Source organism: Collimonas sp. (genome assembly GCF_035566555.1).
In the GTDB taxonomy this organism is placed as follows: Bacteria; Pseudomonadota; Gammaproteobacteria; order Burkholderiales; family Burkholderiaceae_D; genus Collimonas.
On sequence record NZ_DATMRB010000083.1, the window covers coordinates 1 to 25791 of the forward strand.

The 25791-nt window shown below is 60.5% G+C and carries 30 protein-coding genes; 28 read left to right on the forward strand and 2 right to left on the reverse strand.

The features are described from left to right. From VNZ65_RS10345 to tatC, 25 genes are all read left to right on the forward strand, one after another. On the forward strand, window positions 1-1731 hold a 1731-nt coding region (locus VNZ65_RS10345), incomplete at its 5' end, for a glutamate synthase-related protein (RefSeq protein WP_325668640.1). Window positions 1732-1832: 101 nt separating this feature from the next. Next, a complete protein-coding gene (locus VNZ65_RS10350; RefSeq protein WP_325668642.1) occupies window positions 1833-3296 on the forward strand; it encodes a glutamate synthase subunit beta in 1464 nt (487 codons plus the stop codon). Between the two features lie 227 nt (window positions 3297-3523). After that, a complete protein-coding gene (locus tag VNZ65_RS10355; RefSeq protein ID WP_325668644.1) occupies window positions 3524-4327 on the forward strand; it encodes an ABC transporter ATP-binding protein in 804 nt (267 codons plus the stop codon). Further along, window positions 4327-5124, forward strand: coding sequence for a lipid asymmetry maintenance ABC transporter permease subunit MlaE (gene mlaE, locus VNZ65_RS10360; protein ID WP_325668646.1), 798 nt, complete (start codon window positions 4327-4329; stop codon window positions 5122-5124). The genes VNZ65_RS10355 and mlaE overlap by 1 nt, the downstream gene beginning before the upstream one ends. A gap of 130 nt (window positions 5125-5254) precedes the next feature. Next, window positions 5255-5728: an outer membrane lipid asymmetry maintenance protein MlaD gene (gene mlaD / locus VNZ65_RS10365; protein WP_061936595.1), complete on the forward strand. Its 474-nt coding sequence runs from the start codon at window positions 5255-5257 to the stop codon at window positions 5726-5728. Continuing rightward, window positions 5725-6477: a VacJ family lipoprotein gene (locus tag VNZ65_RS10370; protein ID WP_325668649.1), complete on the forward strand. Its 753-nt coding sequence runs from the start codon at window positions 5725-5727 to the stop codon at window positions 6475-6477. The genes mlaD and VNZ65_RS10370 overlap by 4 nt, the downstream gene beginning before the upstream one ends. Before the next feature lie 96 nt (window positions 6478-6573). Beyond that, complete coding sequence (locus VNZ65_RS10375; RefSeq protein ID WP_061936601.1) at window positions 6574-7200, forward strand: MlaC/ttg2D family ABC transporter substrate-binding protein; 627 nt, start codon at window positions 6574-6576, stop codon at window positions 7198-7200. A 43-nt stretch (window positions 7201-7243) separates the two neighbouring features. Further along, a complete protein-coding gene (locus tag VNZ65_RS10380) occupies window positions 7244-7537 on the forward strand; it encodes an STAS domain-containing protein (RefSeq protein WP_325668652.1) in 294 nt (97 codons plus the stop codon). A 183-nt stretch (window positions 7538-7720) separates the two neighbouring features. Continuing rightward, window positions 7721-8674, forward strand: coding sequence for an ABC transporter ATP-binding protein (locus tag VNZ65_RS10385; RefSeq protein ID WP_061936606.1), 954 nt, complete (start codon window positions 7721-7723; stop codon window positions 8672-8674). Beyond that, on the forward strand, window positions 8674-9429 hold the full coding sequence (locus tag VNZ65_RS10390; RefSeq protein ID WP_098497496.1) for an ABC transporter permease: 756 nt from the start codon (window positions 8674-8676) through the stop codon (window positions 9427-9429). Before VNZ65_RS10385 ends, VNZ65_RS10390 begins: the two co-directional genes overlap by 1 nt. A gap of 48 nt (window positions 9430-9477) precedes the next feature. Continuing rightward, window positions 9478-9714 (forward strand): BolA family protein, encoded by a 237-nt coding sequence (locus VNZ65_RS10395; RefSeq protein ID WP_038484998.1) that lies wholly within the window; start codon window positions 9478-9480, stop codon window positions 9712-9714. A gap of 91 nt (window positions 9715-9805) precedes the next feature. Further along, window positions 9806-11056 carry a UDP-N-acetylglucosamine 1-carboxyvinyltransferase gene (gene murA / locus VNZ65_RS10400; RefSeq protein ID WP_325668655.1) on the forward strand — a complete coding sequence of 417 codons (1251 nt, stop codon included), beginning with the start codon at window positions 9806-9808 and terminating at the stop codon, window positions 11054-11056. Next, on the forward strand, window positions 11053-11700 hold the full coding sequence (gene hisG, locus VNZ65_RS10405) for an ATP phosphoribosyltransferase (RefSeq protein ID WP_325668657.1): 648 nt from the start codon (window positions 11053-11055) through the stop codon (window positions 11698-11700). The genes murA and hisG overlap by 4 nt, the downstream gene beginning before the upstream one ends. A 42-nt stretch (window positions 11701-11742) precedes the next feature. Continuing rightward, window positions 11743-13068 (forward strand): histidinol dehydrogenase, encoded by a 1326-nt coding sequence (gene hisD / locus VNZ65_RS10410; RefSeq protein WP_325668659.1) that lies wholly within the window; start codon window positions 11743-11745, stop codon window positions 13066-13068. Window positions 13069-13093: 25 nt separating this feature from the next. Continuing rightward, complete coding sequence (locus tag VNZ65_RS10415; RefSeq protein WP_325668661.1) at window positions 13094-13891, forward strand: site-specific DNA-methyltransferase; 798 nt, start codon at window positions 13094-13096, stop codon at window positions 13889-13891. A 254-nt stretch (window positions 13892-14145) separates the two neighbouring features. Further along, entirely contained in the window at window positions 14146-14742 is a 597-nt protein-coding gene (hisB, locus tag VNZ65_RS10420; RefSeq protein WP_061936622.1) for an imidazoleglycerol-phosphate dehydratase HisB, read from the forward strand. 145 nt (window positions 14743-14887) lie between these two features. After that, a complete protein-coding gene (gene hisH, locus VNZ65_RS10425; RefSeq protein WP_325668665.1) occupies window positions 14888-15526 on the forward strand; it encodes an imidazole glycerol phosphate synthase subunit HisH in 639 nt (212 codons plus the stop codon). Window positions 15527-15608: 82 nt separating this feature from the next. Next, window positions 15609-16433, forward strand: a complete 825-nt coding sequence (gene hisA, locus VNZ65_RS10430) for a 1-(5-phosphoribosyl)-5-[(5-phosphoribosylamino)methylideneamino]imidazole-4-carboxamide isomerase (RefSeq protein ID WP_325668667.1) — start codon at window positions 15609-15611, stop codon at window positions 16431-16433. Next, window positions 16430-17194: an imidazole glycerol phosphate synthase subunit HisF gene (hisF, locus tag VNZ65_RS10435; RefSeq protein WP_062111780.1), complete on the forward strand. Its 765-nt coding sequence runs from the start codon at window positions 16430-16432 to the stop codon at window positions 17192-17194. The genes hisA and hisF overlap by 4 nt, the downstream gene beginning before the upstream one ends. Further along, window positions 17191-17586 (forward strand): phosphoribosyl-AMP cyclohydrolase, encoded by a 396-nt coding sequence (gene hisI / locus VNZ65_RS10440; RefSeq protein ID WP_038485021.1) that lies wholly within the window; start codon window positions 17191-17193, stop codon window positions 17584-17586. The genes hisF and hisI overlap by 4 nt, the downstream gene beginning before the upstream one ends. Window positions 17587-17744: 158 nt before the next feature. After that, the gene (locus tag VNZ65_RS10445; protein WP_325668671.1) at window positions 17745-18122 is read left to right on the forward strand and encodes a phosphoribosyl-ATP diphosphatase; all 378 of its coding nucleotides are present in this window, start codon (window positions 17745-17747) and stop codon (window positions 18120-18122) included. 66 nt (window positions 18123-18188) lie between these two features. Then, window positions 18189-18560, forward strand: a complete 372-nt coding sequence (locus tag VNZ65_RS10450) for a histidine triad nucleotide-binding protein (RefSeq protein WP_325668673.1) — start codon at window positions 18189-18191, stop codon at window positions 18558-18560. A gap of 102 nt (window positions 18561-18662) precedes the next feature. Beyond that, window positions 18663-18872, forward strand: coding sequence for a Sec-independent protein translocase subunit TatA (gene tatA, locus VNZ65_RS10455; RefSeq protein WP_098497497.1), 210 nt, complete (start codon window positions 18663-18665; stop codon window positions 18870-18872). Between the two features lie 61 nt (window positions 18873-18933). Next, window positions 18934-19428 carry a Sec-independent protein translocase protein TatB gene (gene tatB, locus VNZ65_RS10460; RefSeq protein WP_325668676.1) on the forward strand — a complete coding sequence of 165 codons (495 nt, stop codon included), beginning with the start codon at window positions 18934-18936 and terminating at the stop codon, window positions 19426-19428. A 78-nt stretch (window positions 19429-19506) separates the two neighbouring features. After that, window positions 19507-20274, forward strand: coding sequence for a twin-arginine translocase subunit TatC (tatC, locus tag VNZ65_RS10465; RefSeq protein WP_325668678.1), 768 nt, complete (start codon window positions 19507-19509; stop codon window positions 20272-20274). A 217-nt stretch (window positions 20275-20491) separates the two neighbouring features. Here the strand turns inward: tatC and VNZ65_RS10470 are convergent, their stop codons facing one another. Continuing rightward, window positions 20492-21181: a DUF2461 domain-containing protein gene (locus VNZ65_RS10470; RefSeq protein WP_325668680.1), complete on the reverse strand. Its 690-nt coding sequence runs from the start codon at window positions 21179-21181 to the stop codon at window positions 20492-20494. A 175-nt stretch (window positions 21182-21356) separates the two neighbouring features. On the opposite strand from VNZ65_RS10470, the gene VNZ65_RS10475 reads away from it, so the two are divergent. Then, window positions 21357-22808, forward strand: a complete 1452-nt coding sequence (locus tag VNZ65_RS10475; RefSeq protein WP_325668682.1) for a DHA2 family efflux MFS transporter permease subunit — start codon at window positions 21357-21359, stop codon at window positions 22806-22808. A gap of 40 nt (window positions 22809-22848) precedes the next feature. Here VNZ65_RS10475 and VNZ65_RS10480 read toward each other — a convergent pair whose 3' ends face one another. Then, complete coding sequence (locus tag VNZ65_RS10480; protein WP_325668684.1) at window positions 22849-24015, reverse strand: Do family serine endopeptidase; 1167 nt, start codon at window positions 24013-24015, stop codon at window positions 22849-22851. Window positions 24016-24073: 58 nt separating this feature from the next. Here VNZ65_RS10480 and VNZ65_RS10485 point away from each other — a divergent pair, with 58 nt between their 5' ends. Together VNZ65_RS10485 and VNZ65_RS10490 are read left to right on the forward strand one after the other, a co-directional pair. Beyond that, window positions 24074-24811: a Nif3-like dinuclear metal center hexameric protein gene (locus tag VNZ65_RS10485; protein WP_414649097.1), complete on the forward strand. Its 738-nt coding sequence runs from the start codon at window positions 24074-24076 to the stop codon at window positions 24809-24811. A 27-nt stretch (window positions 24812-24838) separates the two neighbouring features. After that, a complete protein-coding gene (locus VNZ65_RS10490; RefSeq protein ID WP_325668688.1) occupies window positions 24839-25225 on the forward strand; it encodes an RNA-binding S4 domain-containing protein in 387 nt (128 codons plus the stop codon). Window positions 25226-25791: the final 566 nt, after the last annotated feature.

The window sequence follows — 25791 nt, forward strand, 5'->3', positions numbered from 1 at the left end:
GCGCAAGGCGCCAAGCCGGGCGAGGGCGGCCAGCTGCCGGGTCACAAGGTGTCCGAGTACATCGCCAAGCTGCGTTTCTCGGTGCCGGGCGTCGGTCTGATTTCACCGCCGCCGCATCATGACATTTATTCGATCGAAGACCTGGCGCAGCTGATCCATGACTTGAAGAACGTCAATCCGCGCGCGTCGATTTCGGTCAAGCTGGTGTCGGAAGTCGGCGTCGGCACGGTCGCTGCCGGTGTGGCAAAAGCCAAGTCGGATCACGTGGTGATCGCCGGCCATGACGGCGGCACCGGCGCTTCGCCGCTGTCCTCGATCAAGCATGCCGGTTCACCGTGGGAACTGGGCCTGGCCGAAACCCAGCAGACGCTGGTGCTGAACGGCTTGCGCAACCGCATCCGGGTGCAGGCCGACGGCCAGATGAAGACCGGCCGCGATGTCGTCATCGGCGCGCTGCTGGGCGCCGATGAGTTCGGTTTCGCGACCGCGCCGCTGGTGGTGGAAGGCTGCATCATGATGCGTAAATGCCACCTGAACACCTGCCCGGTCGGCGTCGCCACGCAAGACCCGGTGCTGCGCGCCAAGTTCTCCGGCAAGCCGGAACACGTGGTCAACTTCTTCTTCTTCATCGCGGAAGAAGTGCGCCAGATCATGGCACAACTGGGCCTGCGCGATTTCAACGAACTGATCGGCCGCGCCGACCTGCTCGATAAATCGCGCGCGCTGACCCACTGGAAAGCACAGGGCCTGGATTTCAGCCGCATTTTCTACCAGCCGGCGCTGCCGGAAGGCGGCGTGTACTACCACACCGAAGAGCAGGATCACGGTCTCGCCAAGGCGCTCGACCACAAGCTGATCGCACAAGCGAAAGCCGCGCTGGACAAGGGCGAGCGGGTGTCGTTCATCTCGCCGATCCGCAACCTCAACCGCACGGTCGGCGCCATGCTGTCCGGCGAAGTCGCCAAGAAATACGGTCACGAAGGCCTGCCCGACGACACCATCCACATCCAGCTGCAAGGCACCGCAGGCCAGTCGGCCGGCGCGTTCCTGGCGCATGGGGTGACGCTGGATCTGGTTGGCGAGGGCAATGACTATGTCGGCAAGGGCTTGTCGGGCGGCCGCATCATCGTTCGTCCCAACACCGAGTTCCGCGGCCGCGCGGTCGACAACATCATCGCCGGCAACACGGTGCTGTACGGTGCGATTGCCGGCGAGGCTTTCCTCAACGGCGTCGCCGGCGAGCGCTTCGCGGTGCGTAACTCGGGCGCCATTGCGGTGGTCGAGGGCACCGGCGACCATGGTTGCGAATACATGACTGGCGGCACAGTGGTCGTGCTGGGTGAAACCGGCCGTAACTTCGGCGCCGGCATGTCGGGCGGCCTGGCGTATGTCTACGATCCGGACGGCACTTTCGCGGCGCAATGCAATATGGCGATGGTCACGCTGGAGTCTGTGTTGAGCCAGGGCGAGCAGGAAGCCACCATCGACAAGGCGATCTGGCACAGCACCACGCGCGGCGGCGAAGTGCAGGCCGACGAAGCGATCCTGAAGGGACTGATCGAGCGTCACTTCAAGTACACCGGCAGCACGCGCGCGCGCAACTTGCTGGATAACTGGGTGGTGTCGCGCAGCAAGTTTGTCAAGGTGTTCCCGACTGAGTACAAGCGGGCGCTGGGCGAGCTGAATGCGGTCGCGAGCGCGGCGCCAGCCAAAGAGAAAGTCGCCGCGTAACCCCACTGGGTTACGTGTAGCTAAAGCCAAGTAAAGACAAGGAACGCCGCCGCCGGAGAGATCAGGTGGCGGCGCATCCTGCAGCCAGAAAGCGGAAGAAAATGGGAAAAGTAACAGGATTTATGGAATTTCAGCGGGTCGGCGAAACGTATGAAGCGCCGCAGGCACGCAAGAAGCACTACAAGGAATTCATCCTCAGCCTGAGCGACAGCGACGCCAAGACCCAGGGCGCGCGTTGCATGGATTGCGGTATTCCATTCTGCAACAACGGCTGCCCGGTCAACAACATCATTCCAGACTGGAATGACCTGGTGTATCGCGGCGCCTACAGTGAAGCGCTGGAAACCCTGCATTCGACCAACAACTTCCCGGAGTTTACCGGCCGCATCTGCCCGGCGCCTTGCGAGAGCGCCTGTACCCTGGGCATCAACAGCGACCCGGTCGGCATCAAGTCGATCGAGCATTTCATCGTCGACAAGGGCTGGGAAAACGGCTGGATCGTGCCGCAACCACCTTTGGTGAAAACCGGCAAGAAGGTAGCGGTGGTCGGTTCCGGTCCTGCCGGCCTGGCGGCGGCGCAGCAGCTGGCGCGCATCGGCCATGAGGTCACGGTGTTTGAAAAGAGCGACCGCGTCGGCGGCTTGCTGCGTTACGGCATTCCCGATTTCAAGATGGAAAAATCGCATATCGACCGCCGCGTCGAACAGATGGAAGCGGAAGGCGTGACTTTCCGCACCAGCGTGCTGGTGGGCAAGGATTTCCCGGCCAACGTCAACAACTGGGCCAAGAAAACCGTCTCGCCGGAAGAACTGAAGGCAGAGTTCGATGCGGTGGTGATTGCCGGCGGCGCCGAGCAGCCGCGCGATCTGCCGGTGCCCGGCCGTGAACTCAAGGGTGTGCATTTCGCCATGGATTTCCTGCCGCAGCAAAACAAGATCAATGCCGGCGACAAGGTCAAGGACCAGATCCTGGCCGGCGGCAAGCACGTGGTGGTGATCGGCGGCGGCGATACCGGTTCCGACTGCGTCGGCACTTCGAATCGCCAGGGCGCCGTATCGATCCAGCAGTTCGAACTGATGCCGCAGCCGCCGGAGCAGGAGAACAAGCCGCTGGTCTGGCCGTATTGGCCGACCAAGCTGCGCACCTCGTCCTCGCACGACGAAGGCTGCGAGCGCGACTGGGCGGTGGCGACCAAACGGCTGGAAGGGAAGAACGGCAAGGTCGAGAAACTGATCGCCGCCCGTGTCGAATGGAAAGACGGCAAGATGCAGGAAGTGCCGGATTCGGAATTCGAGATGAAGGCCGACCTGGTGTTCCTGGCGATGGGCTTCGTCTCGCCGGTGGCGCAGGTGCTGGAAGCGTTCGGCGTCGACAAGGATGCGCGCGGCAACGCCAAGGCCACAACTGAGGGCGATGCCTGCTACAAGACTTCGGTCGAAAAGGTATTCGCTGCCGGCGACATGCGCCGCGGCCAGTCGCTGGTGGTCTGGGCGATCCGCGAAGGCCGCCAATGCGCGCGCGCAGTGGATGAATTCCTGATGGGCGCGTCGGTTTTGCCGCGCTGAGTTATGATGCACTGCAGCTTAATCTCTGCAGTTGGAAGTAAAAGAAGAGTATGTACGGGGCAACACCGGCATACTCTTTTTTATGTGTGCAGCATTTTGTTCATGCATTCCGGCAATAGTCAAACTGTTGTAATAGAGGCACATGTCGGTCTGACTACTATTGCCCTGCTCTGAACGATTGTCGCATTTGCACTACAATAGCCCCTTTGATTTATTCGGTGAGCAGTGTGGCAAATATCGTCGAAATTCGTGATCTGCAGTTTGGCTATGGTGAGAGGTCGATTTTATCGGGGCTCAACATGGACTTCGCACGCGGCAAGGTGATCGCCGTCATGGGCGGCTCCGGCTCCGGCAAAACCACGATCCTGCGCCTGATCGGCGGCCAGCTGCGCCCGCAGGCGGGCAGCGTCAAGGTCGACGGCGAAACCGTGCATAGCTTGTCGACCGCTGGCTTATATGCGCTGCGGCGCAAGATGGGCATGCTGTTCCAGAGCGGCGCCTTGTTTACTGACTTGACGGCGTTTGAAAACGTCGCCTTCCCGCTGCGCGAACATACCGATCTGCCGGAAGACTTGCTGAGCAAGCTGGTGCTGCTCAAGCTGAATGCAGTCGGCCTGCGCAATGCCGCGCAGCTGAAGCCGTCCGAGATTTCCGGCGGCATGGCGCGCCGGGTGGCGCTGGCGCGCGCGATCGCGCTGGATCCGTCGCTGATCATGTACGATGAACCCTTCGCCGGCCTTGATCCGATTTCGATGGGCGTCACCGCCAACCTGATCCGCAAGCTCAACGATGCGCTCGGCTCCACCAGCATCCTGGTGTCGCATGACGTCCACGAATCGTTCGGCATCGCTGACTACGTATATTTCCTGTCGCAGGGGCAGATCGTGGCGCAGGGTACGCCGGCCGAGATGCAGGTATCGGACCATCCCTATGTGAAGCAATTCGTCAATGCCGAGCCTGACGGGCCGGTGCCCTTCCATTATCCAGGCAAGTCGCTGGCCGAGGATCTTGGCATGAAGGGACGCGCCTGATGAGTTCTATCGTTAAATTTGTAAGCAATTCCCTTGCGGCAATCGGCCGCACGGTGCGCGAGTCGATTTCCGGACTGGGTGTCGCCACCCGCATGTTCCTGGCGATCCTGCGCGCTTCGTTAGGTCTCTGGCGCCGGCCGCGGCTGATCACCGACCAGATTCACTTCATCGGCAACTATTCGCTGGTGATCATCGGCGTGTCCGGTTTGTTCGTCGGTTTCGTGCTGGGCCTGCAAGGGTATTACACTCTGAATAAATACGGTTCCGAACAGGCGCTGGGCTTGCTGGTGGCCTTGTCGCTGGTGCGTGAACTCGGCCCGGTAGTGACCGCGCTGCTGTTCGCCGGCCGCGCCGGTACTTCGCTGACTGCTGAAATCGGCCTGATGAAGGCTGGCGAGCAGCTGTCGGCCATGGAAATGATGGCGGTCGACCCGATGCAACGGGTGGTGGCGCCGCGTTTCTGGGCTGGCGTGGTGGCGATGCCGATGCTGGCGGCGCTGTTCAGCGCCCTCGGCATCTATGGCGGCTACCTGGTCGGCGTCAAGCTGATCGGCGTCGATGAAGGCGCGTTCTGGTCGCAGATGCAGGGCGGCGTCGATGTCTGGCTGGATGTGTTCAACGGCGTGGTGAAAAGCATCGTCTTCGGTGTTGCCGTCACCTTCGTTGCAGTGTGGCAGGGATACGAAGCCAAGCCGACGCCGGAAGGTGTTTCCCGGGCAACCACGCGCACCGTCGTGATTGCTTCGCTGGCAGTGCTGGGACTGGATTTCCTGCTGACAGCGTTGATGTTTAATTAGTTTTTGCGACCGGATTGCCGGTTTCGGCCGCAATCGGATTTGCTGCCGCGAGCAGCAGGGCGCTTTACTTCTCGTTACTATTCTCTTGAGGGATTATTCGCCTCAAGTGGTATTTTTAAGGTGATGAATCATGCAACAAAAAACAGTAGACGTATGGGTTGGTATGTTTGTCCTGGTCGGCGTCCTGGCTTTGGCGTTCCTGGCACTGAAAGCCGGTAACCTGAGCACCTCGACTTTCAACAAGACATATCCGGTAGTGACCCGCTTCGACAACATCGGCGGCTTGAAGGTGCGTGCTTCGGTAAGAAGCGCCGGCGTGGTGGTTGGACGGGTAGCGTCGATCAATTTCGACGACAAGAATTTCCAGGCCGTAGTGACACTGAACATGGACCAGCGCTATCTGTTTCCACAAGACAGTTCGGCTAAAATCCTGACCGCAGGTTTGCTGGGCGAACAATATATCGGCATCGAGGCGGGTGGCGACACCAAGAACCTGGCTGCCGGCGACCGTATTAAATTAACGCAGTCTGCGATTGTGCTGGAGAACCTGATCAGTCAGTTCTTGTATAGCAAAGCCGCCGACGTAAAGGACACTGAACAATGAAAACCATGACTCGCTTCGGCTCGCTGGCCCTGATCGCCGCATTGAGCGGCTGTGCCACCACCAGCAATCCGCAAGACCCGCTGGAGGGCTTTAACCGCGCCATGTTCAGCTTCAACGACACGCTCGACAAGGTGGCCCTGAAGCCGGTCGCCACCGCTTACCGCAACTGGCTGCCAAGTTTTGTGCAGACCGGCGTCAACAACTTCTTCGGCAACCTGGGCGACGTCTGGAGCTCGGTCAACGGTTTCCTGCAGGGCAACGTTGCTGACGGTACGTCGGATGTGATGCGGGTTGCCGTCAACTCCACCCTCGGCCTGGGCGGTTTGCTGGATATCGGCTCAGAAGCCGGTTTGCAGAAACACAACAAGGATTTCGGCCAGACCCTCGGTAAATGGGGCGTAGGCTCCGGCCCTTACCTGGTGCTGCCGCTGTTCGGGCCGTCGAATATCCGCGATACGGCTGCGCTGCCGGTGGATTTCTACGGCGACATCTGGTCCTACAAGTACCCGGTGCGCTGGCGTAACACCGGTTCCGTGGTGCGCCTGATCGACAAGCGCGCCAACCTGCTGGATGCCGGCGACCTGCTGGAAGACGCAGCGCTGGATAAATATGAATTTGTCCGTGATGCCTACACGCAACGTCGCCAAAGCCAGATCCGCGGCAATGACGACGACCATGGCGACAAGGGCGGCGAAAAAGACAACGACAAGAGCGATGCACCAGCAAAAACCAAGGCAGCCGACCAGTGAAATGCGGGTGGCTGGAACCGACGCTTGAATTTGGCGTCTTAGTCCCCACCTAGCAGCTGTTTGAGGCGTCTACAACCACCGAGATTGTTGAAAAATATGAAAATTCTGAAAAAATACCTGGCGCTGTCGCTGACTGTCGGCAGCCTGTTGTTCACCGCCGCAGCGCAAGCGCAAGAAGCGCCTGACGCACTGGTCAAGCGCATCAGCCAGGATGTGATCGATTCCGCCAAGGCGGACAAGAGCATCCAGGGTGGTGATCAAAAACACATCCTGGCGCTGGTGGAAGAGAAAATCATTCCTTACGTCGACTTCGAGCGCATGACTTCGCTGGCGGCCGGCCGTTACTGGCGCGATGCTACCGATGATCAGAAGAAACAGCTGATCACCCAGTTCCGCAGCCTGCTGATCTATACCTATTCCGGCGCCCTGCGTCAGGTCCGTGACCAGAAGATCGATTTCAAGCCTATGCGCAGCGATCCGGCCGATACCGACGTCGAAGTCCGTTCGCAAGTGATCCAGCCGCGCGGCGAGCCGATCCAGCTGAACTACCGCATGGAAAAATCCGGCACCAGCTGGAAGATTTATGATGTCAACGTACTGGGTGCCTGGCTCGTTGAGTCGTATAAGGGAACATTTGCCTCGGAAATCGGCAAATCCGGCATCGACGGCCTGATCAAGGTGTTGACGGACAAGAACAAATCCCGTGCTGCTCAGGGCAAGTAATACCAAGTCATATCCAAGCTGTAGATTTTATTGATTGATTACCATGTTCAGGCCATCTCACTCGCTAACCGTCGGCAACGCCAAGCTCACTCTGGAAGAGGGCTTGCGCGCGATCGCCGGTGGCGAGACCGAGATCGACCTGAGCGATGTGGTGGCGGTCGACTCGGCTGCCGTCGCAACCTTGCTGGCATGGCAAGTCGCGGCAATGAATCAAGGCCTGACCCTGCATTTTTCCAGCTTGCCAGCCAACCTGGAAAGCCTGATCGACCTCTACGGCGTCACCGATTTGCTGGCGCCGGCGGCAGTAGTTGTTGCTGCCAGTACACGACATCACTGACCTCATCCTTTCTCTCCCCCAGTAGTCCGCCGGGTTTGCAGTCGTTCCCGGCCTCAGCAGCAAAAATCCAATATAATCAAGGGTTACGCCATCAGGCGCAGCGCCAGAGCGGCTGGAAGCATTGTTTCCAGATACGCAAGCGGCAGCGACGCGGCGGCACCCACACAGAGTATCCAGGCATCCATGGCGGCGATTCAGATCACTAACGTCAAGAAGCGTTACCAGTCCTTGCAGGCTCTGGGCGGCGTTTCACTGACCATCGAAGAAGGCGAGTTCTTCGGCTTGCTCGGCCCTAACGGCGCCGGCAAGACTACCTTGATTTCCATCATTGCCGGTTTGAATCGTCCCGATTCCGGCAATGTCACGATCCACGGCCACGATGTGGTCAGCGACTATCGCGCCGCGCGCCGCAACCTGGGCGTGGTGCCGCAGGAGCTGGTGTTCGATCCCTTCTTCACGGTGCGCGAGACCTTGCGCATGCAGTCCGGCTATTACGGCCTGAAGAACAACGACAAATGGATCGACGAGGTGATGGAAAACCTCGATCTGACCAACAAGGCCGACACCAATATGCGCGCACTTTCCGGCGGCATGAAGCGCCGCGTGCTGGTGGCGCAGGCGCTGGTGCACAAGCCGCCGGTGATCGTGCTGGACGAACCGACCGCTGGCGTCGACGTCGAACTGCGCCAGACCTTGTGGCGCTTCATTTCGCGCCTCAACCGCGAAGGCCACACCGTGGTCCTGACTACCCATTACCTGGAAGAAGCGCAGGAACAGTGCAACCGCATCGCCATGCTCAAGCTGGGGCAGGTGGTCGCGCTCGACACTACCTCGGCGCTGATCAAGCGCATCGCTGGTTCCCAGCTGATTGTGCAGTTGTCCAGCGGTAGCTTGCCGGAAGCGTTGCAGCATCTGGTGCTGCATGCGGACGGCGCCAAGTTCTCTCTGCGCGTCAACCAGTATGCCGATGTCGAACCGATCCTGGCTTCATTGCGCCAGGCCGGTGCGGTGATAGAAGACATGCAGCTGCAACAGGCCGATCTGGAAGACGTGTTCCTGCAGATCATGGATAGCAAGGTCAGCGCCAACGGCTTCAATGTCTACGCTGACGAATACAGTGCAGGCGGTGGCAAATGATGGTCGGTTTTCAAACACTGTTTTACAAGGAAGTGCTGCGCTTCTGGAAAGTGGCGACGCAAACCATCGGTGCGCCGATTCTCACCGCCATGCTGTACCTGCTGATTTTCGGCCACACGCTGAAAGACCATGTGGAAGTCTATCCGGGCGTGCAGTACACGGCTTTCCTGATTCCCGGCCTGGTGATGATGAGCGTGTTGCAGAATGCCTTCGCCAATACCTCGTCTTCGTTGACACAGTCGAAAATGACCGGCAATCTGGTGTTTGTCCTGCTGCCGCCGCTGTCCCACTGGGAGCTGTACGGCGGCTATGTGCTGGCGGCCGTGGTGCGTGGCCTGGCGGTCGGTTTCGGCGTGTTCGTGATCACCGCCTGGTTCGGCAACCTGTCCTTCGTGGCGCCATGGTGGATCGTGATTTTCGCCTTCCTCGGCGCGGCGCTGCTGGGCACCATGGGTTTGATCGCCGGCATCTGGGCCGACAAGTTCGACCAGCTGGCGGTGTTCCAGAACTTCCTGATCATGCCGCTGACCTTCCTGGCCGGCGTGTTTTATTCGATCAAGTCGTTGCCGCCGTTCTGGCAAGCGGTGTCGCACCTGAATCCGTTCTTCTACATGATCGACGGCTTCCGCTACGGCTTCTTCGGCCAGTCCGACGTCAATCCGCTGATCAGCCTGGCGATCATCTGCATCGCGCTGGCGCTGCTGTCGACCCTGGCGGTGCAGATGCTGCGGCGCGGCTACAAGCTGCGCCACTAAACCAAATCGTTACATTCCGTCGCTATAGTTAACCGGTAAGAAAATATCATGTTCCCAACACCCGATCTCGTTAAAAGTTACATCGCCGCCGGCCTCGAATGCTCGCACCTGGAAGTCGAGGGCGACGGCCAGCATTTCAAGGCGGTGATCGTGTCGGCGGCGTTTGCCGGCAAGCGCCCGATACAGCGTCACCAGATCGTCTATGCGGCCCTGGGCGACCGCATGCGCGAAGAGATCCATGCGCTGTCGATGAAAACCCTGACGCCCGAAGAATTCGCTAACTAATTGCGCGCCGGCTTGTCTAAGCCAGCGCAGCCCGATGAACATCTCTGGTCCGGATGGCCAGCCATAACGTGTAGCAAAGAGAGAAATAATAATGGATAAATTATTGATACAAGGCGGCAACCGCCTTTCCGGTGAAATCACTATTTCCGGCGCAAAAAATGCGGCGCTGCCTATCTTGTGCGCCGGTCTGTTGACCTCTGACCAGCTGCAGCTCAGCAATGTGCCTAACCTGCACGATGTCTCGACCATCCTCAAGCTGTTGCGCCAGATGGGTTTGAAAGCGACCCAGGACGGCCATTTCGTTACCCTGCAGGGCGACGCCATCAGCAATCTGGAAGCGCCGTACGAGATGGTGAAAACCATGCGTGCATCGATCCTGGTGCTGGGCCCGCTGCTGGCGCGCTTCGGCGAAGCCAAGGTATCGCTGCCGGGCGGCTGCGGCATCGGCTCGCGTCCGGTCGACCAGCACATCAAAGGCTTGCAGGCGATGGGCGCCGAGATTTCTATCGAAGCCGGCTACATCCATGCCAAGGCCAAGAAGCTGAAAGGCACCCGTGTCGTGACCGACATGATCACTGTCACCGGCACCGAAAACCTGTTGATGGCCGCGACCCTGGCCGACGGCGAGACCGTGCTGGAAAACGCCGCGCGTGAACCGGAAGTGAGCGACCTGGCCAATCTGCTGGTGGCGATGGGCGCGAAGATCGACGGCATCGGCACCGACCGCCTGGTGATCCAGGGCGTCGACAAGCTGCACGGCGCCGAGCATTCGGTGATCGCCGACCGCATCGAAACCGGCACCTTCCTGTGCGCCGTGGCAGCCACCGGCGGCGACGTCATGCTGAAAAACACCCGCAGCCATATCCTCGACGCCGTGCTGGACAAGCTGCGCGAAGCCGGCGTGATCCTGACCTCCGGTGAGGACTGGATCCGCGTGCAGATGGCGGCGCGGCCGAAGGCAGTCAGCTTCCGCACCACCGAATACCCGGGCTTCCCGACCGACATGCAGGCGCAGTTCATGTCGCTCAACAGCATTGCCGAAGGCACCAGCCACGTCACCGAAACGATCTTTGAAAACCGTTTCATGCACGTGCAGGAAATGAACCGCCTCGGCGCCGCCATCGATGTGCAAGGCAATACCGCCATCATCAAGGGCGTCGACCACCTTGTCGGCGCGCCGGTCATGGCGACCGATTTGCGTGCTTCCGCCTCGCTGGTGATCTCCGGCCTGGTGGCGCAGGGCCAGACCATGATCGAGCGCGTGTATCACCTCGATCGCGGCTACGACCAGATGGAACGCAAGCTGTCGGCCGTCGGCGCCAACATCGAAAGAATCAAATGAGCCAGAAGCTGACGCTCGCCCTGTCCAAGGGCCGCATCTTTGAAGAGACGCTGCCGCTGCTGAAGGCGGCCGGCATCGAAGTCACGGAAGATCCGGAAACCTCGCGCAAGCTGATCCTGCCGACCAACGATCCGCTGGTCAACGTCATCATCGTGCGTGCTTCCGATGTGCCGACTTACGTGCAATACGGCGCTGCGGATTTCGGCGTGGCCGGCAAGGATGTGCTGCTGGAACATGGCGGCGAAGGCTTGTATCAGCCGATCGACCTGGAAATCGCCAAGTGCCGCATGTCGGTCGCGGTGTCCGCCGGCTTTGACTATGCCAGCGCGATCCGCCAGGGCGCGCGTTTGCGCGTGGCCACCAAATACCTGCTGACCGCGCGCGAGCATTTTGCCGCCAAGGGCATGCACGTCGACCTCATCAAGCTGTACGGTTCGATGGAGCTGGCGCCGCTGGTCGGTCTGGCCGACGCTATCGTCGACCTGGTCAGCACTGGCGGCACCTTGCGTGCCAACAATCTGGTCGAAGTCGAACATATCATGGACATTTCATCGCGCCTGGTGATCAACCAGGCCGCCCTGAAACTCAAGCGCGAACGGCTGCAGCCTATCCTGGATGCATTCGAACGGGCTTCCGTCAAATAAAGTCCGATTAAAGCCCATAAGCGACAAACTGGAAGCAGCAACATGAGCATAGCAATCAGAAAACTCGATGCGGCGCAGCCGGATTTCCAGGCGCAACTGAACGCCGTGCTGGCTTTCGAGGCCGGCGAAGATGAAGCCATCGACCAGGCTGCTGCACGCATCCTGGCCGACGTCAAGGCGCGCGGCGACGCCGCCGTGCTGGAATACACCAACCGTTTCGACCGCCTCAGCGCCAGCAGCGTGAGCACCCTGGAAATCGGGCAGCAAGAATTGCAGGATGCCTTGGCGCAGCTGTCGCCGCAGCGCCGCAGCGCCTTGCAGACCGCCGCCGACCGCGTGCGCGCCTATCATCAGCGGCAAAAGAACGAATGCGGTTCGGACGGCTTCAGCTACACAGAAGCCGACGGCACCGTGCTCGGACAAAAAGTGACGCCGCTGGACCGCGTCGGCATCTACGTCCCCGGCGGCAAGGCTGCTTATCCATCCTCGGTGCTGATGAATGCGATCCCGGCCAAGGTCGCCGGCGTGCAGGAAATCATCATGGTGGTGCCGACCCCGGACGGCGTCAAGAATCCGCTGGTGCTGGCCGCCGCGGCCATCGCCGGCGTCGACCGCGTATTCACCATCGGCGGCGCGCAAGCGGTCGCTGCGCTGGCCTACGGCACTGATACCATTCCACAAGTCGACAAAATCGTCGGCCCTGGCAACGCCTATGTGGCGGCGGCCAAGCGCCGGGTGTTCGGCACGGTCGGCATCGACATGATCGCCGGCCCGTCGGAAATCCTGGTGATCTGCGACGGCAGCACCGATCCCGACTGGATCGCGATGGACTTGTTTTCGCAGGCGGAACACGACGAGCTGGCGCAGTCTATCCTGCTGTGCCCGGACGCCGACTATATCGCCGCGGTGGAAGCCAGCATCAACCGCCAGCTGGCGCTGATGCCGCGCCACGAAGTGATCCGTGCTTCTCTGACTGACCGTGGCGCGCTGATCAAGGTGCGCGATCTGGAACAGGCCTGCGAAATCGCCAACCATATCGCCGCAGAACATCTGGAAATCTCGACCGAAAATCCGCAGCACTGGGCCGACCGCGTCCGTCATGCCGGCGCCATGTTCCTGGGCCGTTTTTCGTCGGAAGCGCTGGGCGATTATTGCGCCGGACCGAACCACGTGCTGCCGACTTCGCGCACCGCGCGTTTTTCGTCGCCGCTGGGTGTCTACGATTTCCAGAAGCGTTCCAGCATGATCAACATCAGCGCCGCCGGCGCCCAGACCCTGGGCAAGGTGGCGGCGGAACTGGCTTACGGCGAAGGCTTGCAGGCGCATGCACGCTCGGCGGAGTATCGCCTGGAAGACGGCAAGCAATGATGATTCCAGCTGCGGTGTGCCGGGCATGACGACTGCCGGCGGCGACTGGCTCAACCGTGTCTTCGGCGAAGATGCGCTGCAAGGCTTGCAGCGCATTCCTGACGGTTCGGTTGACTTGCTGCTGGCCGATCCGCCGTATGGCCTGGGCAAGGATTACGGCAACGATTCCGACAAGCTCGACACCGCCGCCTACCTGCGCTGGACCGAAGAATGGATCGACGCCGCCTTGCCCAAGCTGAAGCCGAACGGCAGCCTGTACATTTTCCTGACCTGGCGCTTTTCGCCGGAAATTTTCGTCATGCTGAAGCAGCGCATGACCATGATCAACGAGATTATCTGGGATCGGCGGGTGCCTTCGATGGGCGGCGGCACGCGGCGCTTTTCCTCGGTGCACGATACGATCGGCTTCTTTGCCCGCGCCAAGGATTACCATTTCGATCTCGACGCCATCCGCATTCCTTACGACGCCGTGACCAAGAAAGCCCGTTCGCGCTCGATTTTTGTCGGCGCCAAATGGCTGGAACTGGGCTACAACCCGAAAGATGTCTGGAGCGTGTCGCGCCTGCACCGCGAACATCGCGAGCGCGCCGACCACCCGACCCAGAAGCCGCTGGAAATCGTCGAACGGATGATCAAGGCGTCCTGCCCGCCGGGCGGGGTGGTGCTGGATCCCTTCATGGGCAGCGGCACCACGGCGGTGGCGGCGCGCCGCTGCGGCCGTCAGTTCGTCGGTTTCGAGCTCAATCCCGAATACTGTGCTTTGATTGAGCAGCGTCTGGCGCAATTGGATAGCAAGAAGCCGGATAAGAAGGCGCTGGCGTAGGGTGGGCACGAGTGCCCATGTTGAAGCCAGGCAACGCGTGGGCACTGGTGCCCACCCTACATTCAGCGAAAAGCAACGCTGATAAGGATTATCAAGACGTCTCTTAGCAGGAAAGCCGGAAAAAGCCGGTAAAATGATGACGCGACTCAAAAGGCGCGCCAATCAAGCTTCGATAACGGAGAAGCTGTACTATTTAGCATTACCTCCATGGCGCCGTGTGCGTCACCACATCGTAAATTGGTCTCAAGCTCAACATGTCTACGCCTCGAACAGCATCGATCACCCGCAACACCAACGAGACGCAAATCCGTGTCTCCATCAATCTGGATGGCAGCGGCCAGCAAAAACTGAATACCGGCGTGCCTTTCCTGGACCATATGCTGGACCAGATTGCGCGGCATGGGCTGATCGACCTGGATATCGAAGCCAACGGCGACTTGCATATCGACGCCCACCACACGGTGGAAGATGTCGGCATTACCTTGGGGCAAGCGTTCGCCCAGGCCATCGGCGACAAGAAGGGCATCCGCCGCTACGGCCATGCCTATGTGCCGCTGGATGAAGCCTTGTCGCGCGTCGTCATCGATTTCTCCGGCCGTCCCGGGCTCGAATTCCACGTGCCGTTCAAGCGCGCCATGATCGGCGGTTTCGACGTCGATCTCACCCACGAATTTTTCCAGGGCTTTGTGAATCACGCCCTGGTGTCTTTGCATATCGACAACCTGCGCGGCGAAAACGCACATCATCAGTGCGAAACCGTGTTCAAGGCATTTGGCCGCGCATTGCGCATGGCCACCGAGCTGGATGCACGTTCCGCCGGGACGATTCCTTCGACCAAAGGTAGTCTGTAGGGATCCGTAGTTGTTTGACGACTAATGTAATCGCTAAAGCGCCGCTTTCATCCTGTGCCGCCGTTCTTGCCAACCATCGCGCCTGCGGTTTGCCGGCACATGCGGATACGCACGGGGTTTGTTTCTCGAGACTTGAATCTTTATCATGAACAAAATCGTTGTGGTTGACTATGGCATGGGCAACCTGCGCTCGGTGGCGCAAGCCCTGCGCCAGGTAGCGCCGGAAGCCGATGTCCGTATCTCCGGCGTCGTCGCCGATATCAAGGCTGCCGACCGGCTGGTGTTGCCGGGTCAGGGCGCCATGCCGGACTGCATGCGCTGCCTGCGTGAATCTGGCGTGCAGGAAGCCGTGCTGGAAGCGTCACGCAGCAAGCCGCTGCTGGGCGTGTGCGTGGGTGAACAGATGCTGTTCGACAGCAGCGAGGAAGGCCCTACGGATGGGCTCGGTCTGTTGCCCGGCAAGGTGGTGCGCTTCCAGCTCGACGGCCAGCTGCAGGACGACGGTTCGCGTTTCAAAGTGCCGCAGATGGGCTGGAACCGGGTGCGCCAGTCACAGTCTCATCCACTCTGGAATGGCATTGCCGACGACGACTATTTTTATTTCGTGCATAGTTACTACGCCGCCCCGGCGCTGGCCGAGCATACCTTCGGCGAGACCGTTTACGGCGCTGCATTCAGCTGCGCCGTCGGCCGTGATAATATTTTCGCTACACAGTTCCATCCGGAGAAGAGCGCCGCCGCCGGTTTGCAGTTGTACAAGAATTTTGTGGAATGGCGCATCTAACGTTTGCGCGACAGCTTGCAAGAATCTGTCCCTGACTGATCTGACCTGATTTTTAACTGAACTCAACCCAATTACCGTAGCCATGCTGCTGATACCTGCCATCGACCTCAAAGACGGTCACTGCGTACGCCTGAAACAAGGCGATATGGACCAAGCCACTGTATTTTCCGACGATCCGGGCGAGATGGCCCGCCATTGGCTGATGCAGGGCGCCCGCCGCCTGCACCTGGTGGACCTGAACGGCGCTTTCGCCGGCAAGCCGAAGAACGAACCGGCGGTCAAGGCCATCATCAAGGCGGTGCGCGAATTCGCCCTGCTCAACGGCGTCGAAGAAATCCCGGTGCAGCTGGGCGGCGGCATCCGCGACCTCGACACCATCGAGCGTTACCTGGACGACGGCCTCAGCTATATCATCATCGGCACCGCCGCGGTCAAGAACCCCGGCTTCCTGCAGGATGCCTGCAGCGCGTTTCCGGGCCAGATCATCGTCGGCCTGGACGCCAAGGACGGCAAGGTCGCCACCGACGGCTGGAGCAAGCTGTCCGGCCACGAAGTGATCGACCTCGCCAAGAAATTCGAGGACTACGGCTGCTCTTCCATCGTCTACACCGACATCGGCCGCGACGGCATGATGGGCGGCGTCAACATCGAAGCCACCGTCAAGCTGGCGCAAAGCATGACGATCCCGGTGATCGCCTCCGGCGGCGTCCACAATGTGCACGATGTGGAAGCCTTGTGCGCGGTGCAGGACGAAGGCATCGAGGCTGTCATCTGCGGCCGTTCGATCTACGAAGGCACGCTCGACCTGCGTTCAGCGCAGGAGCGCGCCGACGAGTTGAGCGACGGCGTGGCTGACTACGTCGATGGCCAGGATTTATCGGAGCAGCCCGCCGCTGACAAGCCATGACTCTCGCCAAACGCATCATCCCTTGCCTGGACGTGACCAACGGCCGCGTCGTCAAGGGCGTCAATTTCCTGGAGCTGCGCGATGCCGGCGATCCGGTCGAGATCGCCCGCCGCTACGATGAGCAGGGCGCGGATGAGCTGACCTTCCTTGATATTACGGCGTCGTCGGATAACCGCGACCTGATCCTGCCGATCATCGAAGCGGTGGCGTCGCAGGTATTCATCCCGCTGACGGTAGGCGGCGGCGTGCGCGTGGTGGAAGATGTACGCCGTCTGCTGAATGCCGGCGCCGACAAGGTCGGCATCAACACTTCCGCCGTCACTAATCCGCAGCTGGTGGCCGATGCCGCCGCCAAGTACGGTTCGCAATGCATCGTGGTCGCGATCGACGCCAAGCAGGTCGCGCCCGGCAAGTGGGAAGTGTTCACCCACGGCGGCCGCAAGGCCACCGGCCTGGATGCGATCGAGTGGGCGCAAAAGATGGAGCAGCTGGGCGCGGGAGAAATCCTGCTGACCAGCATGGACCGCGACGGCACCAAGGTTGGTTTCGACCTGGCCTTGACCAGCAGCGTCTCCAATGCGGTGACGATACCGGTGATTGCTTCCGGCGGCGTCGGCGGTTTGCAAGATTTAGCTGACGGCATCAAGATCGGCCGCGCCGATGCGGTGCTGGCAGCCAGCATTTTCCACTATGGTCAACACACTGTGCAGGAAGCCAAGCAGTTCATGGCGGCACAGCAGATCCCGATGAGGCTAGCATGAGCAGCGTGAGTTGGTTAAACAAGGTCAGATGGGATGAGCACGGCCTGGTGCCGGTGATTGCCCAGGAGCTGGGTTCGAACGATGTCCTGATGTTCGCCTGGATGAACCGCGACGCCCTGGCGAAGACGGTGGCGCTGGGCGAGGCCGTCTACTGGAGCCGCTCGCGCAAGAAACTCTGGCACAAGGGCGAAGAATCCGGCCACGTGCAGAAAGTCCATGAAATCCGCCTCGATTGCGACGAAGACGTGGTGCTGCTGAAAGTCACCCAGGCCGGCGACATCGCTTGCCACACGGGCCGCCATTCCTGCTTCTTCCAGAAGTATGAAAGCGACAGCAAGAGCTGGGAAGCGGTGGAGCCGGTGTTGAAAGAGCCGGACGAGATCTATAAATGATGACGGATTCCGTGCAAGCATTTAACCTGCCCATGGCTAGCGTCGTCCCCGCGAACGCGGGGACCCATTTTACGGTCATCAAGTTGGATTCCCGCGTGCGCGGGAATGACGGGGCCGCCCAGGCGGTATATCTTCAACAGAGCGGATTTGAAGCAATCATGAACGATACCTTACAGCGCCTGGCGGCCGTGATCGAGTCGCGCAAGCCGGCCAACGGCGGTGATCCGGCCACGTCTTATGTGGCGCGGCTGTTCGCCAAGGGCGACGATGCGATCCTGAAGAAAATCGGCGAAGAAGCCACGGAAACCGTGATGGCCGCCAAGGATGCGCGGGTCGACGGCGACGTCTCGCATGTCTTGTATGAATGTGCCGACCTGTGGTTCCATTCCATGATCATGCTGGCGCAATTCGGCCTGACGCCGCAAGACGTGCTGCAGGAACTGGCGCGGCGCGAAGGTTTGTCCGGGATCGAAGAGAAAGCCAGCCGCAAGCTTGGCGAAGGCGAACAGGCGGAAAGCGATTCCAGTAAGAATTGAGGCCCGCACAGGGCGACTTTGTTATAGCATCCTGTTTCCATTCGGCTGTTGATATCTGGAGATAATTTGGAAAATTGTATTTTTTGCAAAATCGCGGCCAAGCAGATTCCATCCAAGCCGATCTATGAAGACGACGACCTGATCGCCTTCCACGACATCAATCCGGCGGCGCCCATCCATTTTCTTATTGTGCCGAAGCAACATATCGCAACTCTTGCCGATTGCGGTGAGCAGCATGCGGCTTTGCTGGGTAAAATGGCGCTCCTGGCGCCGCGTCTCGCAAAAGAGCAGGGTTGCGGCTACCAACTCGACGAGCAAGGCCAGCCGAGCGGCGGTTTCAAGACCCTGTTCAACACCGGACCGGATGGCGGCCAAGAGGTGTACCATTTGCATATGCACGTCATCGGCGGACCTAAGCCGTGGCGCGGGCAGCGCTAAGCCGGCTTTGCGCCGGCCAGAAATGCTGTCGGGATGGTAAGGAATCAACGGTTACTTTGACTTAGCAGGTCCGGGCACAGAATGTCCGGCAAGGAGAAAAAAATGGGTTCGTTCAGTATTTGGCACTGGTTGATCGTGCTGGTTATCGTGATGTTGGTATTTGGCACCAAAAAAATCGGCAACATGGGCTCTGACCTCGGCAAGGCCGTCAAGGGCTTCAAGGATGGCGTCAAGGGCGAGGAAGAAAAAGCCGCCGCTGACAAGCAAACGATTGATGTGGCAGCCAAAGAAAAGGACAAGTCCGGCAACTGAGCCATGCCTGCCGGCGCATAGCCATGCCGCCGGCCGGGTCTGATGCTTGCCGCTCCTCCCCATGATCGATATTGGTCTTACTAAACTTGCTCTGATCGGCGTTGTCGCTCTGGTTGTCGTCGGCCCTGAAAAGTTGCCGACGGTGGCCCGCATGGCCGGCTCGCTGTTCGGCCGCGCCCAGCGTTACATCAACGAAGTGAAAGCCGAAGTCAGCCGCGAAATCGAGCTGGACGAGCTGCGCAAGATGCAGCAGGACGTGCAGGAGGCGGCCGGCGATATCGAGCAAAGCATTGCGCGCGGCATGGCCGACGCCGACAAGTACGTCCACGCCGCCTGGGATGACAGCGCCAGCAGCACGCCGGAAACCTACAAGGTGGAACAGCTGGCGATCAAGGCCAAGAGTTTTCGCAAGAAAAAGCTGGCGCGCAGCAGCGCCGTGCCGGCCTGGTACAAGCAGCAAAGCGGCCAGAAGTCGCGCGTACTGTCCGGCGCCGCCCGCGTGGCGAAATACCGTCCGGCCAGCCAGGGCAAGTCTTCCGCTTCGTTTTTTTCATGATCTCATGCGTCTGCCCACTGTACTTACGGTCGACGCCTGATATCCGCACAATAGCTTGTTCGCAAAATACCCGCCCCCATGACTGAAGAACAAAAATCCAGCGGCGTCGAAGAGACGTTCATTTCGCACCTGGTGGAATTGCGCAATCGCATCATGAAAGCCTCGATCGCGATCATCGTGATCTTCCTGTGCCTGATGCCGTGGTCGGCGAACATCTACGACTTCCTGGCGGCGCCTATGCTGAACGCGCTGCCGCACGGCAGCAAGATGATCGCCACCGGCGTCATCACGCCATTCCTGATTCCGGTCAAGGTGACCTTGCTGGTCGCCTTCGTCATCGCCCTGCCTTGGGTGCTGTACCAGCTGTGGGCCTTCATCGCGCCGGGTTTGTACGCCCATGAAAAGAAGCTGATCGCGCCGCTGGTGGTGTCTTCCTCGGTGCTGTTCATCACCGGCGTGGCATTCTGTTACTACCTGGTGTTCGGGGTGATTTTCCATTTCATCAACAAGGTGGCGCCGGCCTCGATTTCGGTGACGCCGGACATCGACAACTACTTCGATTTCGTGATGACCATGTTCATCGCCTTCGGCATGACCTTTGAAGTGCCGATCGTGGTGATCGTGCTGGTGCGCATGGGTCTGGTGTCGCTGGAAAAACTGAAATCGATCCGACCCTACGTCATCGTCGGCGCCTTCGTGGTGGCTGCCATCGTCACGCCGCCCGACATCATGAGCCAGATGCTGCTGGCAGTGCCGCTGTGCCTGCTCTACGAGATTGGTTTGCTGGTGGCACCGCTGTTCGTCAAGGCGACCCAGGCGCCGGTTGATTCGGAAGAGGCCGTCTGACAGATAAGCGGAGCGGCTCGCAGCCGCTCACGCAGGCCAGCTTATTGGCAGTTCCACAAAACAGAACGAGCTGTGACAAGGTAGGGTGGGCACCTGTGCCCACGCTGTGCCGTAAACACTCGTACCTCAGACTGCGCGTCCCACCATATCCGCGTGGGCACAGGTGCCAACCCTACGCGCGACGGATAAACAAGATTTGTCATGATTTAAGAAAATATCAATCATCAGTCACCGGCGTCTTGATCTGGCGCAGCCAGCTGACCAGCGGATAGGCATCCTTGAAGCCGTTCAGCAGTTCCTTCTCCAGCGCGTCTGACAGCATCTTCTTGATCGGCGTTTCCTTCCAGACGATGAAATTCTTCAGCTTGATGTATTCAATGTGCGGCGCGTCGGCGTCGAATCCCTTGGGTGGGCGGATCAGTTTGCCCTCGGATTGCAGAGTGCCGTAAGTCGCCACCAGCTCCTTGTTCTTGAGCAGCTTGCCAAAGCCGCCGGCATCCGCCACCACCTGGTTGCGGATCGCGCGCAAGCGGTCGGCGGGCGGCATGTACTCGCCGCCGGCCACCAGCAGCGTGCCGCTGGCATCTATGTGAAAATAATAGGACGGACCGCCGCCCTGGCTCGGCTTCTTCAAGCCGCTGGCGATGATGGACGCCGAGAAGTAGGTCTTGTACGGGCTCTTGTCATGTGAAAAACGCATGTCGCGGTTAATGCGGAACAAGGCCTTCTTCGGATTGCAGCCGGCAATCGAGGGGTCGAATTTGCTGACCTCGCCGATCAGGCGCGTCACCAGTTCCAGGAATTCCGCGCGCAGGATATCGTAGCGCGGCTTGTTCATGACGAACCAGGCCCGGTTGTTGTTTTCAGAGAGTTCGGCAAGGTATTGGGTCAGGTCGCGGACGTGCATTGCAGTTTTCCTTTATGCGCTTGTTTTTATGAAAGCCTGTTGGGTGGCGTGGTCGCGGGTACGGACATGGCGAATCGGTAATTATCGCACCAGATCCGATATTCGATGGTCGTGCTAGTATTTTCAAAAAACCGCGCACTACCGGCCTGGCGCGCGCTTCACAGGAGACTCTCTCATGACGCATGGTATCGACGACCGCAAGCGCTGGTCGGCCCTGATAGTGCTTTGCCTTGGCGTGCTGATGATCGTGCTCGACACCACGATCGTCAACGTCGCCTTGCCCTCAATCGCCGCCGACCTCAAATTTTCCGAAACTTCGCTGGTGTGGGTAGTGAACGCCTACATGCTGACCTTCGGCGGCTTCCTGCTGCTGGGCGGCCGGCTGGGCGACCTGTACGGCCACCGGCGCATGTTCCTGCTCGGGATCACCTTGTTCACGCTGGCTTCGCTGGCCTGCGGACTGGCCAATTCGCAAGTGCTGCTGGTGTGCGCGCGAGCGGTGCAGGGCCTGGGCGGCGCCGTGGTCTCGGCAGTCTCGCTGTCGCTCATCATGAATCTGTTCACCGAACCGGGCGAGCGCGCCAAGGCCATGGGCGTGTACGGCTTCGTCTGCGCCGGCGGCGGCAGCATCGGCGTGCTGCTCGGCGGGCTGCTGACCAGCGCGCTCAGCTGGCACTGGATCTTCCTGGTCAACCTGCCGATCGGGATCGCCGTCTATGCGCTGTGCGCCGGTCTGCTGCCGCGCGCCAGCGGCGCCGGCCATCACAAGCTGGACGTGGCCGGCGCCGCCAGCATCACGCTGGCGCTGATGCTGGCCGTGTACGCGATCGTCAACGGCAACCAGGCCGGCTGGCAGTCGACCCAGACGATCGTCATGCTGCTGGCGGCGGTGGCGCTGCTGGCCCTGTTTCTCGCGATCGAAGCGCGCGTCAAGGCGCCGCTGGTGCCGCTGGCGCTGTTCCGCCTGCGCAGCGTGGTGGTCGCCAATATCGTCGGCGTGATGTGGGCGGCGGCGATGTTTGCCTGGTTCTTCATCTCCGCGCTGTACCTGCAGCGGGTGCTTGGCTACCGGCCGCTGCAGGTCGGCCTGGCGTTCCTGCCGGCCAACCTGATCATGGCGGTGTTCTCGCTGGGGCTGTCGGCCAAGCTGGTCATGCATTTCGGCATTCGCCTGCCGCTGGCCGCCGGCCTGCTGGTGGCGGCGATAGGACTGGCGCTGTTTGCGCGGGCGCCGGTGGATGGCAGCTTCCTGCTGGATGTATTGCCGGGCATGCTGCTGCTTGGGCTAGGGGCTGGGATTGCGTTCAATCCGATGCTGCTGGCGGCGATGAGCGAAGTGGCGCCCAGCGAATCCGGGCTGGCTTCCGGCGTCGTCAATACGTCCTTCATGATGGGCGGTGCGCTCGGACTGGCCTTGCTGGCCAGCCTTGCCGAAGCACGCAGCGATAGTTTGCTGCAGGCTGGCGTGGCAGCCCAGGCCGCGCTCAATGGCGGCTATCAGCTGGCGTTCCTGGGTGGGGCGATATTTGCCGGCGTGGCGGCGGTGCTGGGCGCCGTATTGCTGCGGGCGGCGCCGCAGCCGGTAGCGGAGGGTGCCGCTCAGGAGGAGTTGGAAACCACAGAGTGAAAGGCCGCCTGGGCGCACAGCCCAAGCGGCGCTGATGTGATTACTCGGCTTCGCGCTTCATCGGCGGCCGCTTGCCGATGATGGCTTCCACCGTGCTTTCCTGGGTCTTGCGCAGCACCGTCAGCTTGGCCTTGCTGCCGGGTTTCAGCTGGGCGATCAGGTTGGTCATGTCGGTGCTGTCGGTGATCGGCTTGCCTTCGATCGCCACCAGGATATCGCCCGGCTTCAGGCCGGCCTTGTCGGCCGGGCCGCTCTTGATGACGCCGGCAATGATGGCGCCGGTCTTGCGCGTCAGGCCGAAGCTTTCCGCCAGTTCCGGCGTGATGTCCTGCGGTTCGACGCCGATATAGCCGCGCACCATGTGGCCAGTGTTGATGATCGATTCCATCACGGTCTTGGCGGTGGTCATCGGCACGGCAAAGCCGATCCCGAGCGAGCCGCCGGTGCGCGAATAGATTGCCGTGTTGATGCCCAGCAGGTTGCCGTTGGTATCGATCAGGGCGCCGCCCGAATTGCCGGGGTTGATGGCGGCATCGGTCTGGATGAAGTTTTCAAACTGGTTGATGCCGAGATGGCTGCGGCCCAGTGCGGAAATGATCCCCATGGTCACGGTCTGGCCGACGCCGAACGGATTGCCGATCGCCAGCACGACGTCGCCGACGCTGGCTTCATCGGCGCGGCCCAGGGTAATCGCCGGCAGGTTGGGCAGCTCGATCTTGATCACGGCCAGATCGGTTTCCGGATCGGTGCCAACTACTTTGGCGGTAGTGGTGCGGCCATCGGCCAGCGCCACTTCGATTTCATCGGCCGATTCGACCACGTGGTTATTGGTCAGGATATAGCCTTGCGAGCTGACGATGACGCCCGAACCCAGGCTCGACTGCTTGTCGTCCGAGTCGTCGCCGCGGTCGCCGAAGAATTTGCGCAGCAGCGGATCTTCCAGTACTTCCGGGCTGGCCGGCTTGGCTTCCTTGCTGGTGAAGATATTCACCACCGACGGCATGGCCCGCTGCGAAGCCTGGCGGTAGGAGCTAGGCGCAACGGTGCCGGGCGCGGCTTCCTGCAGCGGCACCTTGGAGGCGGCGATATGCAGGCGCGAGCTGGTCAGCGAACCGGTTAGCCAATCTGGCTTCAAGGTCGTTACAATGAACAGGATCGCTAAACCGACGGTCACGGTTTGTGCAAATAACAGCCAGAAACGTCGCATAGTGGAGTCTTAGAAGAGGTCAAAAATCGTGAGTCAGCATTCAGTCAGCCGCATCGATATGGCAAAGTATCTTGCCGAAGCATTAAACATTATACAGTTCCGCGACTATTGTCCCAATGGCTTGCAGGTCGAAGGGCGGGCGCAAATTCAGCGCCTGGTGAGCGGCGTCACCGCCAGCCAGGCTTTGCTGGAAGCGGCGCTGGAGGCCGGCGCCGATGCGATCCTGGTGCACCATGGCTATTTCTGGCGCGGCGAGGATGCGCGCGTCGTCGGCAGCAAGCATAAGCGACTGAAGTTGTTGTTAACGCATGATATCAACCTGTTCGCCTATCACTTGCCGCTCGATTCCCATCCGCAGTTCGGCAACAACGTGCAGCTGGCGCAGCAGCTGGAACTGGTCCCGGACGGCCGTTTCGGCGACGACCAGCTGGGCTGGCTGGGCCATGCCGCCGCGCCGCAGATGAAAACCGTGGGCGATCTTGCCGCCGTCATCGAACGCCGCCTGAAGCGGGCGCCGCTGCTGATCGGCGATCCGGCGCAGCCGCTGGCACGTGTCGCCTGGTGCACCGGCGGCGCCCAAGGCATGCTGGGCGACGCCATCGCGGCCGGCGCCAGCGTCTATATCAGCGGCGAGATATCCGAGCCGACTGTGCACCTGGCGCGCGAAAGCGGTGTCGCCTACCTGGCGGCCGGCCATCACGCCACCGAGCGCTACGGCGTGCAGGCGCTGGGACAGCACCTGGCGGAGCGTTTCGGCCTGCAGCACCAGTTCATCGATATCGACAACCCGGTTTGAGCGCGACCACGGCATAGGCATGCAGGCATGAGCAAAACAGTAGAAATCGTCAGGATCGACAAATGGCTGTGGGCGGCGCGCTTTTTCAAGACCCGCACCCTGGCCAGCGACGCGGTCGACAACGGCAAGGTGAAGCTGGGCGACGAGCGCGTCAAGCCTGCGCGCAATCTCAAGACCGGCGAGATATTGGCGATCGACAACGGCGCCAGCGTCTGGGAAGTCGAAGTCCTGCTGCTGGCCGACGTCCGCGGCTCGGCCGCGATCGCGCAAACGCTGTACCGGGAAACCGCGCAAAGCATCGCCAAGCGCAGCATCGTGGCCGAGGACCGGAAATTCTTCAAGGAACCGACCATGGCGATCAAGGGCCGGCCCACCAAGCGCGACCGCCGTTTGTTGGATAAAGCACAATCCTGAGGGGTAATGCTGGTTAGTTAAGACTGAACGGCATTTTTCTTTGCAAGGACTAGTAGGGTGGGCACCTGTGCCCACGCGGAAAGCCGATCATTCGAGGAGCGAACTCAGCGTGGGCAGAAAACCTGCCCCACCCTACGTCATGCCGTTCCGACCCCAACTGAGCGGCATTACAATCCTGGGGCCATTTTCCAATGATGATCTGACATCGCTTTCGCGCAATTTTCCCGGTAGCGTGGAACTGCCCGGAGCGATTCCGCCGGCTGGCGCCGCCGCGGCATGGGCCAGCCCGCGGACTCAGGCAGCGCAAATAAACTCCCGAGCAAATTCGAAGGAGCTCTCGGTAGAATTGCCCCTCTAAGTCGCTGTTTGACATTTCGATTCTGGTGCATAATAGTACGAGCGTTCGCATTCTTGCAGGCAGGGGCAAAGCCCGCACCAGCAAGCGTCGCTCGACACCAAGCTAACCAGAGCCGACAGGCAGAGACAGGAATATCGTGGCACACACTGACACGCCGCCAAAATTCATGCGCAAAGGCGAACTGACACGCGCAGCGATCCTGGATGTC

Excerpts from the sequence above, each read along its gene's own strand:
- hisI (WP_038485021.1), top strand. The coding sequence starts at position 17,191 with ATGAGCAGCGTGAGTTGGTTAAACAAGGTCAGATGGGATGAGCACGGC.
- hisA (WP_325668667.1), top strand. The coding sequence starts at position 15,609 with ATGCTGCTGATACCTGCCATCGACCTCAAAGACGGTCACTGCGTACGC.
- VNZ65_RS10395 (WP_038484998.1), top strand. The coding sequence starts at position 9,478 with ATGTTCCCAACACCCGATCTCGTTAAAAGTTACATCGCCGCCGGCCTC.
- VNZ65_RS10415 (WP_325668661.1), top strand. The coding sequence starts at position 13,094 with ATGACGACTGCCGGCGGCGACTGGCTCAACCGTGTCTTCGGCGAAGAT.
- hisG (WP_325668657.1), top strand. The coding sequence starts at position 11,053 with ATGAGCCAGAAGCTGACGCTCGCCCTGTCCAAGGGCCGCATCTTTGAA.
- VNZ65_RS10385 (WP_061936606.1), top strand. The coding sequence starts at position 7,721 with ATGGCGGCGATTCAGATCACTAACGTCAAGAAGCGTTACCAGTCCTTG.
- VNZ65_RS10475 (WP_325668682.1), top strand. The coding sequence starts at position 21,357 with ATGACGCATGGTATCGACGACCGCAAGCGCTGGTCGGCCCTGATAGTG.
- VNZ65_RS10380 (WP_325668652.1), top strand. The coding sequence starts at position 7,244 with ATGTTCAGGCCATCTCACTCGCTAACCGTCGGCAACGCCAAGCTCACT.
- mlaE (WP_325668646.1), top strand. The coding sequence starts at position 4,327 with ATGAGTTCTATCGTTAAATTTGTAAGCAATTCCCTTGCGGCAATCGGC.
- VNZ65_RS10390 (WP_098497496.1), top strand. The coding sequence starts at position 8,674 with ATGGTCGGTTTTCAAACACTGTTTTACAAGGAAGTGCTGCGCTTCTGG.
- VNZ65_RS10375 (WP_061936601.1), top strand. The coding sequence starts at position 6,574 with ATGAAAATTCTGAAAAAATACCTGGCGCTGTCGCTGACTGTCGGCAGC.
- tatB (WP_325668676.1), top strand. The coding sequence starts at position 18,934 with ATGATCGATATTGGTCTTACTAAACTTGCTCTGATCGGCGTTGTCGCT.
- hisF (WP_062111780.1), top strand. The coding sequence starts at position 16,430 with ATGACTCTCGCCAAACGCATCATCCCTTGCCTGGACGTGACCAACGGC.
- VNZ65_RS10485 (WP_414649097.1), top strand. The coding sequence starts at position 24,074 with ATGGCAAAGTATCTTGCCGAAGCATTAAACATTATACAGTTCCGCGAC.
- hisH (WP_325668665.1), top strand. The coding sequence starts at position 14,888 with ATGAACAAAATCGTTGTGGTTGACTATGGCATGGGCAACCTGCGCTCG.
- hisD (WP_325668659.1), top strand. The coding sequence starts at position 11,743 with ATGAGCATAGCAATCAGAAAACTCGATGCGGCGCAGCCGGATTTCCAG.
- VNZ65_RS10470 (WP_325668680.1), bottom strand. The coding sequence starts at position 21,181 with ATGCACGTCCGCGACCTGACCCAATACCTTGCCGAACTCTCTGAAAAC.
- VNZ65_RS10370 (WP_325668649.1), top strand. The coding sequence starts at position 5,725 with ATGAAAACCATGACTCGCTTCGGCTCGCTGGCCCTGATCGCCGCATTG.
- VNZ65_RS10445 (WP_325668671.1), top strand. The coding sequence starts at position 17,745 with ATGAACGATACCTTACAGCGCCTGGCGGCCGTGATCGAGTCGCGCAAG.
- hisB (WP_061936622.1), top strand. The coding sequence starts at position 14,146 with ATGTCTACGCCTCGAACAGCATCGATCACCCGCAACACCAACGAGACG.
- murA (WP_325668655.1), top strand. The coding sequence starts at position 9,806 with ATGGATAAATTATTGATACAAGGCGGCAACCGCCTTTCCGGTGAAATC.
- VNZ65_RS10480 (WP_325668684.1), bottom strand. The coding sequence starts at position 24,015 with ATGCGACGTTTCTGGCTGTTATTTGCACAAACCGTGACCGTCGGTTTA.
- tatA (WP_098497497.1), top strand. The coding sequence starts at position 18,663 with ATGGGTTCGTTCAGTATTTGGCACTGGTTGATCGTGCTGGTTATCGTG.
- mlaD (WP_061936595.1), top strand. The coding sequence starts at position 5,255 with ATGCAACAAAAAACAGTAGACGTATGGGTTGGTATGTTTGTCCTGGTC.
- tatC (WP_325668678.1), top strand. The coding sequence starts at position 19,507 with ATGACTGAAGAACAAAAATCCAGCGGCGTCGAAGAGACGTTCATTTCG.
- VNZ65_RS10490 (WP_325668688.1), top strand. The coding sequence starts at position 24,839 with ATGAGCAAAACAGTAGAAATCGTCAGGATCGACAAATGGCTGTGGGCG.
- VNZ65_RS10350 (WP_325668642.1), top strand. The coding sequence starts at position 1,833 with ATGGGAAAAGTAACAGGATTTATGGAATTTCAGCGGGTCGGCGAAACG.